This is a genomic window from Enterobacter cloacae complex sp. 309I3 (assembly GCF_050031595.1).
Lineage (GTDB): Bacteria > Pseudomonadota > Gammaproteobacteria > Enterobacterales > Enterobacteriaceae > Enterobacter > Enterobacter cloacae.
The window spans coordinates 2,650,382-2,663,714 of sequence record NZ_JBLGWI010000001.1 but is presented as its reverse complement, the minus strand read 5'-3'; the positions used below and the strand labels follow the sequence as shown (position 1 = coordinate 2,663,714).

The window sequence follows — 13,333 nt, the reverse complement described above, 5'->3', positions numbered from 1 at the left end:
AGGAAATTATGAAGACGTTGTTTTCTGGTCGTTCAGATATGCCTTTCGCCATGCTGCTGTTGGCCCCCAGCCTGATTTTGCTGGGGGGCCTTGTGGCCTGGCCAATGATTTCCAACATTGAAATCAGTTTCTTACGCTTGCCGCTAAACCCGCGCATTAGCGCGGTGTTTGTTGGGCTGGATAACTACATCCGTATTTTGAGTGATGCAGCGTTCTGGCACTCCCTGTGGATGACCTTCTGGTATACGGCCCTGGTGGTGATAGGTAGCACGGGGCTCGGGCTGGCTGTCGCCATCTTCTTTAACCGGGAGTTTCGGCTACGCAAAACGGCGCGTTCGCTGGTGATTTTATCTTACGTCACGCCGTCTATTTCACTGGTGTTTGCCTGGAAGTACATGTTCAACAACGGCTACGGCATCGTGAACTACCTTGGGGTAGACCTGCTGCATCTGTATGACCAGGCACCGCTGTGGTTCGACAACCCCGGCAGCAGCTTTGTGCTGGTGGTGCTATTCGCCATCTGGCGCTACTTCCCGTATGCGTTTATCTCGTTTCTCGCGATCTTACAAACGATTGATAAATCGTTATACGAAGCCGCAGAAATGGATGGCGCGAATGGCTGGCAACGTTTTCGCATCGTCACGCTGCCCGCGATTATGCCGGTGCTGGCCACGGTCATCACGCTGCGAACCATCTGGATGTTTTACATGTTTGCGGACGTGTACCTGCTGACTACCAAAGTCGATATTTTGGGCGTCTATCTCTACAAAACGGCGTTTGCCTTTAACGATTTGGGTAAAGCTGCGGCTATCTCAGTGGTGCTGTTTGTGATCATTTTCGCCGTCATTCTGCTGACCAGAAAAAGGGTAAATCTCAATGGCAACAAATAAACGCGTACTGGGACGTATTGGTTTTTATCTGGGGCTCTCGGCGTTCCTGATTATCACGCTGTTCCCATTTTTCGTGATGCTGATGACATCCTTTAAAAGCGCCAGAGAGGCGATATCGCTGCATCCGACTATTCTGCCGCAGGAGTGGACGTTACAGCATTACATCGACATCTTTAACCCGCTGATTTTCCCGTTTGTGGATTACTTCCGTAACAGCATGGTGGTGTCACTGACTTCGTCGATCGTTGCCGTGTTTCTCGGCACGCTGGGGGCTTACGCCTTATCCAAACTGCGTTTTAAAGGGCGCACGACGATCAACGCCAGTTTCTACACCGTCTACATGTTTTCAGGGATTCTGCTGGTGGTGCCGCTGTTCAAAATCATCACCGCGCTCGGCATCTATGACACCGAACTGGCGCTGATTATCACCATGGTGACTCAGACGTTACCCACGGCGGTGTTTATGCTGCGCAGCTATTTCGACACCATCCCGGACGAAATAGAAGAAGCCGCGATGATGGATGGCCTTAACCGCCTGCAAATCATCTTTCGCATTACCGTTCCGTTGGCGATTTCGGGTCTGGTGTCGGTCTTTGTCTACTGCTTCATGGTGGCGTGGAACGACTATCTGTTTGCCTCCATTTTCCTGTCCAGCGCCAGCAACTTCACCTTGCCGGTCGGGCTGAACACCCTTTTCAGTACGCCAGATTACATCTGGGGCCGCATGATGGCGGCATCGCTGGTGACGGCACTGCCGGTGGTCATCATGTATGCGCTGTCTGAACGTTTTATTAAAAGTGGTTTGACCGCCGGTGGCGTTAAGGGCTGAGGCGGCCAATTTTAACAAGGAGTGAGTAATGAAGAAGTTAGTTGCGACAGCGCCGCGTGTGGCTGCGCTGGTCGAATATGAAGACCGTCCTGTTGCCGTTCATGAAGTGAAAATTCGCGCCCGCTTTGGCGCACCGAAACACGGCACCGAAGTGGTGGATTTCAGGGCGGCGAGTCCGTTTATCGACGAAGAGTTTAACCCTGACTGGCAGCTCTTTACGCCGCGTGAAGAGGGGGCGGCTCGCGGGATCGAGTTTGGCAAATTCCAGCTCGGGAACATGATTGTCGGGGACATCATTGAGTGTGGCGCTGACGTAACGGAATACCGTGTCGGAGACCGCGTTTGCTGTTATGGACCGCTACAGGAAACGGTCATTGTGAATGCCGTCAACAACTACAAACTGCGCAAAATGCCTCAGGGCGCCTCCTGGAAAAATGCGGTCTGCTACGACCCGGCACAATTCGCAATGAGCGGCGTACGTGACGCCAATGTGCGGGTAGGGGATTTTGTCGTCGTCGTTGGGCTTGGCGCGATTGGTCAGATTGCCATCCAGCTGGCAAAGAAAGCCGGTGCGTCAATCGTTATCGGTGTCGATCCTATCGCGCACCGCTGCGACATCGCCCGTCGCCATGGGGCGGATCACTGTCTGGATCCGATTGGCACGGATGTTGGTCTGGAAATCAAAAAACTGACCGGCAAGCAGGGCGCGGATGTGATTATCGAAACCAGCGGCTTTGCTGATGCGCTGCAGTCTGCGCTGCGCGGACTCGCTTACGGCGGCACCATCTCATACGTGGCCTTTGCGAAACCGTTCGCGGAAGGCTTTAACCTCGGCCGCGAAGCGCATTTCAATAATGCGAAAATTGTCTTCTCCCGCGCCTGCAGTGAGCCAAATCCTGATTACCCACGCTGGAACCGTAAGCGTATTGAAGAGACCTGCTGGGAATTGCTGATGAACGGCTATCTCAATTGCGAAGATTTAATCGACCCGGTCGTAACGTTTACCACCAGCGCTGAGAGCTACATGACGTATGTCGATCAGCATCCTGAACTGAGTATCAAAATGGGCGTCACGTTCTGAGCTAAGGAGAGCATGAAAATGAAAATCGCAACGCAAAACCAGGCCTTTTTCCCGACCAATATCCTGGAAAAATTTCAATACATCAAAGCCATGGGCTTTGATGGGTATGAGATAGACGGCAAGCTGCTGGTGGAGAACCTTGAAGAGGTTAAAGCGGCCATTAAGGCTACAGGGCTGCCGGTAACCACGGCCTGCGGCGGGTACGATGGCTGGATTGGTGACTTCATCGAAGAGCGTCGCCTGAACGGATTAACGCAGATCGAACGCATCCTTGAAGCGTTAGCAGAGGTGGGCGGAAAAGGAATCGTTGTTCCTGCCGCCTGGGGGATGTTTACCTTCCGCCTGCCGCCGATGACGTCGCCGCGTAGCCTTGAAGGAGACCGCAAGGCGGTGAGCGCCTCGCTGCGCTGGCTGGATGAGGTAGCGGCGCGTACCGGCACCACCGTTTACCTGGAGCCGCTGAACCGCTATCAGGATCACATGATCAACACCCTCGCGGATGCACGTCGCTACATCGAAGAGAATGGGTTGAAACATGTGCAGATTATCGGCGATTTCTATCATATGAATATTGAAGAAGACTCGCTGACGGAAGCGCTGCACCAGAACCGCGACCTGCTGGGCCATGTGCATATTGCCGATAACCATCGTTATCAGCCGGGAAGCGGCTCTCTTGATTTTGCCGCTCTGTTCGACCAGCTGCGTGCCGATTGTTATCAGGGTTACGTTGTTTACGAGTGCCGCGTTCGCGCTGACGATCCTGCGAAGGCCTATCAGGATTCTCTCACTTATCTGCGTGAATGCTAAGGATGACCAGCGTGATGAGTGCTTTAACACCTTCGCCTCTGCGTGTCGCCATTATTGGTGCCGGGCAGGTCGCGGACAAAGTGCATGCCTCGTATTACTCCACGCGCAGTGATGTTCAGATGGTGGCTGTCATGGACAGCCATCCTGAACAGGCTCAGGCGTTTGCTGAACGCCATGCCATTCCGTCGGCATGGCAGGACGTGAATGAAATGCTGCAGGCGGTCAAACCGGATGTGGTGAGCGTCTGTTCGCCCAACCGTTTTCATTTTGAACATGCGATGGCAGCCCTGGAAGCCGGGTGCCATGTAATGTGCGAAAAACCCCCGGCCATGACGCCACATGAAGCCGACCGGATGCGTGTGGCGGCCCGAACGGCGGGAAAAGTGCTGGCCTATGATTTTCACCACCGCTTTGCACGTGATACGCAACTGCTGCGTGAGGCGGTAATGAACGGGACATTGGGTGAAATCTACTTCACCACGGCGCAGGCATTGCGCCGCTGCGGCGTTCCCGGCTGGGGCGTATTCACCAATAAAGCACTGCAGGGGGGCGGGCCGCTGATTGATATTGGCATCCATATGCTCGATGCCGCGATGTATGTACTCGGTTTCCCGGCGGTAAAACGCGTGACGGCCCACAGCTTTCAAAAACTGGGAAACCGCAAAAACAGTGGCCAGTTTGGTGAATGGGATCCTGCACAGTTTACCGTTGAAGATGCCCTGTTCGGGACGATTGAATTTTGCAATGGCGGCATTCTGCGTCTGGATACCTCCTTTGCGCTCAATATCCGCGAGCAGTCCATCATGAATGTCGCCTTTTGCGGTGAAAAAGCGGGGGCAACGCTGTTCCCGGCCCATATTTACACCGATGAAGGCGGAGTTTTGCAGACCCTGTCCCTGCGCGAAGAGGCAGACGATCAGCGGCATTTACGCAGCATGGATGCGTTTGTCCGTCACGTCATGGGAGAGCCGGTTATGATTGCCGATGCCGAACAAGGGCTGGTGATCCAGCAACTGGTCGCCGCACTGTACGAGGCGGCAGAAAAAGGGGAAAGCGTAACGTTATGCTGAACCTGTCTGTATTAAACGATCCGGGTTTTTGCCCTCACAGCCTCAATAAATACGCGTCAATCATGGCCGGCGGCAACGGCTATATGGGCATACGTGCGGCGCATGAGGAAAACTACACGCAGCAGACCCGGGGAATGTATCTTGCCGGGCTTTATCATCGTGCAGGTCGTAATGAGACCAACGAACTGATCAACGTGCCTGACATCATCGGCATGGATATCGAACTGGACGGCATCAATTTCACCTTGCTGTCAGGGGAGATTATTGACTGGCAGCGGGAGCTGGATTTTGCCAATGGCGAACTGCGTCGTCGCGTGGTGTGGCGCTCGCCAGACGGAAAGCGCTACCGTGTGGAAAGCCGCCGTTTTGTCTCACTGGATCAACTGCCGTTGGTGGCAATGCAGCTCTCCATCACTCCGCTGGATGCCTCATCAGACGTTATGCTGAGCACCGGGATTGATGCGACGCAAACCAACAGCGGCCGTCAGCATCTGGATGAAATCTCGGTCAGAGTCTTTGACCAATACTACATGCAGGGCGTGTATGAAACGCAGGATCGCGCTGCGGATGTGGTGATATCGGCATGCTGTCGTCTCTCAACCACCAGCGACAGCTGCTTTACCGCGAAAAACCGGCGTATCACGGTTCATCACGCCGTAAAGGTCGCTCAGGGTGACACTGTCACGCTTGAGAAGCTGGTCTGGGTGACGCATCGCAGCGATAAAGCGCTTTCACAGGACACGTTTGCCCGCAATGCTCTGGCTGAGCTCAAAACCTGCGCGACAAGAGGGTATGCCGCGTTACTCGAAAGCGCGGCGTGCGCCTGGAAAAAGGTCTGGCATGACTGCCGGGTGGACGTCACGTCGACCGAACATCAGGATCAGCTGGCGCTGGATTACGCGGTCTGGCACCTCACGGCCATGACGCCTGCCCATGATGAACGGAGCAGTATTGCGGCCAAGGGCCTGACCGGGGAGGGCTATAAAGGCCACGTGTTCTGGGACACCGAAATTTTCCTGCTGCCTTTCCATCTCTTTACCCGACCAGATGTTGCCCGTCGTCTGCTGCGCTACCGGTGGCTTAACCTGCCGGGGGCGCGGGAAAAAGCACGCCGGAACGGCTGGCCTGGCGCCTTGTTCCCCTGGGAGAGTGCCGCGAGCGGTCAGGAAGAGACGCCGGAATTCGCAGCGATCAACATCCGCACGGGCGTACGTCAGAAAGTGGCCTCCGCGCTGGCTGAACATCATATCGTGGCGGATATTGCGTGGGCCGTTGTCGCCTACTGGCAGGCAACGCACGATGACGCCTTTATGCGCAATGAAGGCCTGACGCTGCTCATGGAAACCGCTTTGTTCTGGATGGGACGCGCGACGGAAGTTGGCGACCGTCTGGAGATCCATGACGTGATCGGGCCGGATGAATACACGGAGCACGTGAATAACAACGCCTACACCAACTATCTGGCGTGGCACAACGTCGCCAGTGCCTGCCGGTTTATGTCAATGTTTGAGCGTGAAGATGCGCGTTTTACGGAAAATGCGCAACGGTTCCTGTCGCGCTTATGGCTGCCCGAGGCTAACGCCGACGGGGTCATACCGCAGGATGACACCTTCATGTCCAAACCAGCGATCGATCTGAGCCGCTATAAAGCCAAAGCGGGCAAGCAGACCATTCTGCTGGATTACTCGCGCGCTGAAGTTAACGAGATGCAGATCCTCAAACAGGCCGACGTGGTAATGCTTAATTACCTGTTGCCGGAACGCTTTACGCCGCAGCAGTGCGCGGCCAACCTGGCATTCTATGAGCCGTGCACAATTCATGACTCGTCTCTGAGCAAAGCCATCCACGGGATTGTGAACGCGCGCTGTGGTGATACAGAAGGGGCTTACGCCTTCTGGCGTGATGGCATTGCCATCGATCTGGGCGACGATCCGCACAGCAGTGATGACGGTATTCATGCTGCCGCGACAGGTGCGATCTGGTCAGGTGTTATTCAGGGATTTGCCGGGCTGCAGATCGTGGACGGGGAGTTACATCTGGCACCCAGGATGCCTGCGCACTGGCAAAGGCTGGCGTTTCCGCTGCGTTGGCAGAATGCGCAGCTGCACTTCATCGTGACGAAAGAGACACTCACGGTGACCAGCTCCGCTCCTGTCACGCTAACGCTCTGGGGTAAAACCCTCCAGCTTTCGGGACGGCAGGTCTTGTCCTGCAAGGATTTTCTTACGTCTGTTACTGGGACCGCTACCACGGAGGGAAGAGATGAACCTTAATGCCGTTGTATTCGATCTGGATGGGGTGATCACCGACACCGCTCATCTGCACTTCCTGGCCTGGCGCGCTGTCGCGAAGGAGGTCGGGATCACCATTGATGAAGCCTTTAATGAAACGCTGAAAGGGATTAGCCGCATGGATTCCCTGCAGCGGATCCTGCGTCACGGTGGCAAAGAAGAGGCGTTCGACGAACAGCAGCGCCTGGCGCTTGCGTGTAAAAAAAACGCGCTCTATGTCCAGTCGCTGGCATCGCTTACGCAAGCGTCACTGCTCCCGGGCATTCGTGAGGTGCTGGCCGACATACGCGCGGCAAACGTCAAAATTGGGCTGGCGTCTGTTTCACTCAACGCTCCCGGCATTTTGCAGGCGCTGGGGATCCACAGGGCGTTTGATTTCTGTGCCGATGCGTCCCGTATTGCCCGCTCCAAACCGGACCCGGAAATCTTCCTTGCTGCCTGCGCGGGTCTTAACGTCCTCCCGGAGGAGGCCATCGGGATTGAGGATGCCGCCTCCGGCGTTGAGGCGATCAACGCCGCAGGGATGTTGTCGGTGGGAATAGGGGCAGGCCTCAACCATGCGGGACTTCAACTTCATTCAACGCGGGAGCTGACCTGGAAATGCCTGACAGATTTCTGGGCTTCCCGGACGGTACTGATAAGGAATTAAGAATGGCACAACTATCGCTAAAACATATCCAGAAAATCTATGACAACCAGGTCCATGTGGTCAAAGATTTCAACCTCGACATTGAGGATAAAGAATTCATCGTTTTCGTCGGGCCATCGGGCTGCGGTAAATCGACGACGCTGCGCATGATTGCCGGGCTGGAGGAGATCAGCGCCGGTGAACTGGTGATTGACGGCGTGCGTATGAATGATGTCCCGGCCAAGTCCCGGGATATTGCGATGGTCTTTCAGAACTATGCGCTGTATCCCCATATGACGGTGTACGACAACATGGCATTTGGGCTGAAGATGCAGAAGATCGCGCCCGCTGTCATTGAAGAGCGTGTTAACTGGGCCGCTCAGATTCTTGGGCTGCGCGATTACCTCAAGCGTAAGCCCGGTGCGTTGTCGGGTGGCCAACGCCAGCGCGTGGCATTAGGCAGGGCGATTGTGCGTGAAGCGGGCGTCTTCCTGATGGATGAACCGCTCTCAAACCTTGACGCTAAACTGCGTGTTCAAATGCGTGCCGAAATCAGCAAGCTGCATCAAAAGCTGAATACCACCATGATTTATGTGACGCACGATCAGACCGAAGCCATGACGATGGCAACCCGCATTGTGATCCTGAAAGATGGATACATTCAGCAGGTGGGCGCGCCGAAGCAGGTCTATAACGAACCGGCAAATATGTTTGTGGCAGGTTTCATTGGTTCGCCAGCAATGAACTTTATTCGGGGGGCGATCAATGAACGCTTCTTCGTGACGGAAACGCTGCGCCTGGAGATCCCCGAAGATATGCTCTCGGTACTTAACGCTCAGGGGTATCAACGTAAAGCCGTGGTCTTTGGCATCAGACCGGAGGATATTTTCACCTCGCAAGCCAGCGGTGAGGCGATTGCCGTTAAAATCAGCGTTGCCGAACTGACCGGTGCTGAATTTATGCTGTATGCCACCGTCGGGGGCCACGAACTGGTCGTCCGGGCAGGGGCTGCCACTGATTATGCTGCAGGGGATAATATCGGCATTCAGTTCGATATGAATAAGTGTCATTTTTTTGACGCGGAAACAGAAGCGGCAATCAGATAATAAAAATGTTCGCCGGAAATATTAATTTCCGGTTTTTTTGTTTGTCCATTATAAAGGAATATTTTAATGAGTACTCTACTAAGAAGTGCTGCGCTTATTCTATGCGCAGGGGTTAGCTACGCACACGCCTCAGAACCGACACCACACTGGAATTTTAATATAGGTGCCATGTATGAAATTGAAAACGTCGAAGGTCAGGGGGATGATAAAGACGGATTATATGAACCCTCCGTGTGGTTTAACGCCACATGGGATGCGTGGACGATTTCCCTTGCCATGTATCAGGAAGGCCCCGTTGATTACAGCAGTATGACCCGCGGGACCTATTTTGATCGTCCCGAATTCGAGCTGCGCTATCGTTTTATTGGAACCGATGATTTTACCCTCGGCCTGACCGGCGGCTTCCGTAATTACGGTTATCATTTCAAAGATGAACACGGCGCGAAAGACGGTAGCGCGAATATGCAGCGCTACAAAATACAACCAGACTGGGATATTAAGTTAAGCGATGACTGGCGTTTCGGCGGCTGGTTTGCCATGTATCAGTTTGCCAACGACCTGGAAAAAACGGGTTATGCCGACAGTCGCGTTGAAACAGAAACGGGCTTTACCTGGACCATTAATGAAACCTTCGCTGCAAAAGTGAATTACTATTTAGAGCGCGGTTTTAATATGGACAGTTCACGTAATAACGGTGAGTTTTCAACGCAGGAGATCCGCGCCTATTTACCCATTTCATTAGGCAATACCACGCTGACGCCGTATACCCGCCTGGGGCTCGACCGCTGGTCAAACTGGGACTGGCAAGACGATCCTGAGCGTGAAGGGCATGATTTCAACCGTCTGGGCCTGCTTTATGCCTACGATTTCAATAACGGTCTTTCAATGACGCTGGAGTATGCCTATGAATGGGAAAACCACGATGAAGGCGAAAGCGATCGATTCCACTATGCGGGCGTGGGCGTGAATTACGCCTTCTGATCGGCTGTTCACCAGGGGCTATCAGCCCCTGGTTTTAGCGAAGAGAATCAGCGAACGAAAAGTGGGTCTCAATCAGCACCTTATGCGGGGCGGGTTTACCGGAGATACGCCTGAAAAGCAGGTCGCAGCTCTCTTCGCCCAGCTTGCGCGTAGGAATATCAAATCCAGCTGGCGCAGGCGTCAGAATCAGGGAGAGCATCGGATCGCTGTAACCCGCCACGGCAACCTGCTCAGGTAGCATCAAATTTAACTCATCCGCAGCGCGATAAAGACTCAGCAATTTCATGCTGTCGGTGGCGAATACCGCATCCGGTGGGGTGGATGAAGACAACAACGTAATGGCCGCTGAAAGTGCGCTCTCATGGGTATAACCGCCATCAATGATCCAGTCCGGGTTAACAGCAATATTCGCCTTTTCCAGGCTGGCTTTATAACCCGCCAGACGATCAATAGACACGTGATAATCGAGTGGCGCATGCAGACAGGCAATTTTTTTCCGCCCGTTTTTAATAAACGTGTCGGTCAGCATCTCGCTGTCACGAAAATTGTCGGTATCGACGGAGTAAATATTCTGAAAGTCGCCTTCAACTTTACCGATTACGACTACCGGCACACCGTACATATCGAGCCGTGAGAAAAAGGATTCATTGGCAGGCGAACTCAGCATAATGACCCCTTTGATCATTTTCTGCTTTATTTTGCTTTCGCATTTTAGCAGGTCATCTTCACTGCTCTTTGACGTTTGCAAAATAACATCAAACCCTTCCTGTTCCGCCTTGGCGGTTATGGCGTGCAATACGTCGGAGAAAAAAGGATTACCGGCAGTGGTTTTTGTTGAGCGGGTGGAAATCACCATAATGGCGTCAAAGCCAGATGAGGTCAGAGCGCGGGCAAGTTTATTTGGTTGATAATTTAGCTCTTCAATCGCCTTCAGCACTTTCTCTCGCGCTTCAGGAGAAATATTGGTTTGTTTATTCAACACTCTGGACACGGTTGATTTAGAAACACCAGCAACGCGCGCAATATCATAGATGGTGGGTGACATACACCTTACTCACTCCGGGACGGCAATGTCGTTCATCTTACTGGAGAAAAAACGGCAATAGCAATAATTATGAATTGATAATCAACGATCTGCCCCCATTTACTGTATTCTGAAGCAAGTCATTCCAGGCTTCCAGCGACGAAGGACGGCGATGAAGCGACTTAAAAACGAACTCAACTCTCTGGTGAACCGAGGCGTCGATCGCCATTTGCGTCTGGCGGTCACCGGGCTTAGCCGCAGTGGCAAAACGGCGTTTATCACGGCGATGGTTAACCAGCTGCTGAACCTGCACGCCGGGGCACGCCTGCCGCTGCTCAGTGCGGTGCGGGAAGAGCGTCTGCTGGGCGTTAAGCGCGTTCCCCAGCGCGATTTCGGTATCCCTCGCTTTACCTATGATGAAGGGCTGGCACAGCTTTACGGTGACCCACCCGCGTGGCCGACACCCACGAGAGGGGTGAGTGAAATCCGTCTCGCGCTGCGTTTTCGTTCCAATGAATCATTGATGCGCCACTTCAAGGATACCTCCACGCTCTATCTGGAGATTGTGGATTACCCGGGCGAATGGCTGCTCGATTTACCCATGCTGGCGCAGGATTATCTCAGCTGGTCGCGACAAATGACCGGTTTGTTACAGGGTCACCGCGCGGAGTGGTCGGCAAAATGGCGGCAGTTATGCGCAGGATTAGATCCGCTGGCACCCGCAGATGAGAACCGCCTGGCGGCGATTGCCGAAGCCTGGACGGATTATCTGCATCAGTGCAAACAGGAAGGGCTTCACTTCATCCAGCCAGGACGGTTTGTTTTGCCGGGCGACCTGGCGGGTGCGCCTGCGCTGCAGTTCTTCCCGTGGCCCGACGTGGATGGCGTGGGAGAGGCAAAGCTGGCGCAGGCAGACAAGCACACCAACGCCGGGATGCTGCGCGAGCGCTACAACTACTACTGTGAAAAAGTGGTGAAAGGTTTTTATAAAAACCACTTTTTACGTTTCGATCGTCAGATTGTGCTGGTGGACTGCCTGCAACCGCTCAACAGCGGGCCGCAGGCTTTCAACGATATGCGCCTGGCGCTGACGCAACTGATGCAAAGTTTTCACTACGGACAGCGTACGCTGTTTCGCCGCCTCTTTTCCCCGGTGATCGACAAACTGCTGTTTGCGGCCACCAAGGCCGATCACGTAACGGTTGATCAGCATGCCAACATGGTGTCGCTGTTACAGCAACTGGTGCAGGACGCCTGGCAAAATGCGGCGTTCGAAGGGATCAGCATGGATTGTCTTGGGCTGGCTTCCGTACAGGCGACGCAAAGTGGGCTGATTGATCTTAACGGCGAGAAAATCCCGGCCCTGCGGGGGAATCGCCTCAGCGACGGCGAACCGCTGACCGTGTATCCGGGCGAAGTGCCTGCACGCCTTCCGGGGCAGGCATTCTGGCAGAGCCAGGGCTTCCAGTTTGAAGCCTTCCGCCCACAGGTCATGACCGTCGATCAGCCGTTACCGCACATTCGTCTGGATGCGGCGCTGGAGTTTTTGATTGGAGATAAATTGCGATGACGGAACCGTTAAAACCCCGCATTGACTTTACCGGGACGCTTGAGCAGGCGCAGCAGGAGGCCTTTAAAACGGCGCAGACGTTCAGCGGCGAGCAGGCAGAACATTTTGCGCCGGCCCTGACTGACGAGCCGTCCGTTGAGGAGGGCCAGGCGGAAGCGGTCGTTGAGGCTGCTTTACGTCCGAAACGTAGCCTGTGGCGTAAGATGGTCACGGCCGGGCTGGCGCTCTTCGGCGTAAGCGTGGTGGGACAAGGCGTGCAATGGGGTATCAACGCCTGGCAAACCCAGGACTGGGTGGCGCTGGGCGGTTGTGCTGCGGGGGCGTTGATCGTGGGGGCAGGCGTAGGGTCGGTTGTCACCGAGTGGCGTCGACTGTGGCGTCTGAGGCAGCGTGCGCATGAACGGGATGAAGCACGCGATCTGCTGCACAGCCACGGTACCGGAAAGGGTCGGGCATTCTGCGAAAAGCTGGCGGCGCAGGCGGGGATTGACCAGTCGCACCCGGCACTGCAGCGCTGGTATGCCGCCATTCACGAAACGCAAAATGACAGGGAGGTGGTGACGCTCTACTCGCATATGGTGCAGCCTGTGCTGGATGCTCAGGCGCGGCGCGAGATTAGCCGCTCTGCGGCGGAATCAACGCTGATGATCGCGGTCAGTCCGCTGGCGCTGGTGGATATGGCGTTCATCGCCTGGCGTAACCTGCGCCTGATAAACCGTATCGCCAGTCTTTACGGTATTGAGCTTGGCTACTACAGCCGGCTGCGGCTCTTTAAATTGGTGTTGCTGAACATCGCCTTTGCAGGTGCCAGTGAGCTGGTGCGCGAAGTCGGCATGGACTGGATGTCGCAGGATCTGGCGGCCCGTCTCTCAGCGCGTGCCGCGCAGGGAATTGGGGCAGGGTTGTTAACCGCACGTCTGGGCATTAAAGCGATGGAAGTCTGCCGACCACTGCCGTGGATCGACGGAGATAAACCGCGCCTGGGCGATTTTCGTCGTGAATTGATTGGGCAGCTCAAAGAGACGCTCAATAAAAAACCGGTTCAGTAACCGGTTT

At 54.6% G+C, this 13,333-nt stretch carries 12 protein-coding genes; 11 read left to right on the top strand and 1 reads right to left on the bottom strand.

Annotated features, from left to right (window positions below):
• Positions 1-8: 8 nt before the first annotated feature.
• From ACQG22_RS12535 to ACQG22_RS12495, 9 genes are all read left to right on the top strand, one after another.
• Positions 9-890, top strand: coding sequence for a carbohydrate ABC transporter permease (locus ACQG22_RS12535; protein ID WP_013096409.1), 882 nt, complete (start codon positions 9-11; stop codon positions 888-890).
• On the top strand, positions 877-1,719 hold the full coding sequence (locus ACQG22_RS12530) for a carbohydrate ABC transporter permease (RefSeq protein WP_058684618.1): 843 nt from the start codon (positions 877-879) through the stop codon (positions 1,717-1,719). The genes ACQG22_RS12535 and ACQG22_RS12530 overlap by 14 nt, the downstream gene beginning before the upstream one ends.
• A 28-nt stretch (positions 1,720-1,747) precedes the next feature.
• Positions 1,748-2,800, top strand: a complete 1,053-nt coding sequence (locus ACQG22_RS12525) for a zinc-dependent alcohol dehydrogenase (protein WP_013096411.1) — start codon at positions 1,748-1,750, stop codon at positions 2,798-2,800.
• Between the two features lie 18 nt (positions 2,801-2,818).
• Positions 2,819-3,607 (top strand): sugar phosphate isomerase/epimerase family protein, encoded by a 789-nt coding sequence (locus ACQG22_RS12520; RefSeq protein WP_038420918.1) that lies wholly within the window; start codon positions 2,819-2,821, stop codon positions 3,605-3,607.
• An 11-nt stretch (positions 3,608-3,618) separates the two neighbouring features.
• The gene (locus tag ACQG22_RS12515) at positions 3,619-4,677 is read left to right on the top strand and encodes a Gfo/Idh/MocA family protein (RefSeq protein ID WP_205919281.1); all 1,059 of its coding nucleotides are present in this window, start codon (positions 3,619-3,621) and stop codon (positions 4,675-4,677) included.
• Positions 4,671-6,950 (top strand): glycoside hydrolase family 65 protein, encoded by a 2,280-nt coding sequence (locus ACQG22_RS12510; RefSeq protein ID WP_369706965.1) that lies wholly within the window; start codon positions 4,671-4,673, stop codon positions 6,948-6,950. The genes ACQG22_RS12515 and ACQG22_RS12510 overlap by 7 nt, the downstream gene beginning before the upstream one ends.
• Positions 6,940-7,617, top strand: a complete 678-nt coding sequence (pgmB, locus tag ACQG22_RS12505) for a beta-phosphoglucomutase (protein ID WP_038986172.1) — start codon at positions 6,940-6,942, stop codon at positions 7,615-7,617. The genes ACQG22_RS12510 and pgmB overlap by 11 nt, the downstream gene beginning before the upstream one ends.
• 2 nt (positions 7,618-7,619) lie before the next feature.
• Positions 7,620-8,702, top strand: coding sequence for an ABC transporter ATP-binding protein (locus ACQG22_RS12500; RefSeq protein WP_369706964.1), 1,083 nt, complete (start codon positions 7,620-7,622; stop codon positions 8,700-8,702).
• 66 nt (positions 8,703-8,768) lie between these two features.
• Positions 8,769-9,683, top strand: coding sequence for an OmpG family monomeric porin (locus ACQG22_RS12495; protein ID WP_038986168.1), 915 nt, complete (start codon positions 8,769-8,771; stop codon positions 9,681-9,683).
• Positions 9,684-9,717: 34 nt separating this feature from the next.
• Here ACQG22_RS12495 and ACQG22_RS12490 read toward each other — a convergent pair whose 3' ends face one another.
• Complete coding sequence (locus ACQG22_RS12490; protein ID WP_013096418.1) at positions 9,718-10,728, bottom strand: LacI family DNA-binding transcriptional regulator; 1,011 nt, start codon at positions 10,726-10,728, stop codon at positions 9,718-9,720.
• A 151-nt stretch (positions 10,729-10,879) separates the two neighbouring features.
• On the opposite strand from ACQG22_RS12490, the gene ACQG22_RS12485 reads away from it, so the two are divergent.
• Positions 10,880-12,277, top strand: coding sequence for a YcjX family protein (locus ACQG22_RS12485; RefSeq protein WP_013096419.1), 1,398 nt, complete (start codon positions 10,880-10,882; stop codon positions 12,275-12,277).
• Entirely contained in the window at positions 12,274-13,326 is a 1,053-nt protein-coding gene (locus tag ACQG22_RS12480; RefSeq protein ID WP_020689208.1) for a YcjF family protein, read from the top strand. The genes ACQG22_RS12485 and ACQG22_RS12480 overlap by 4 nt, the downstream gene beginning before the upstream one ends.
• Positions 13,327-13,333: the final 7 nt, after the last annotated feature.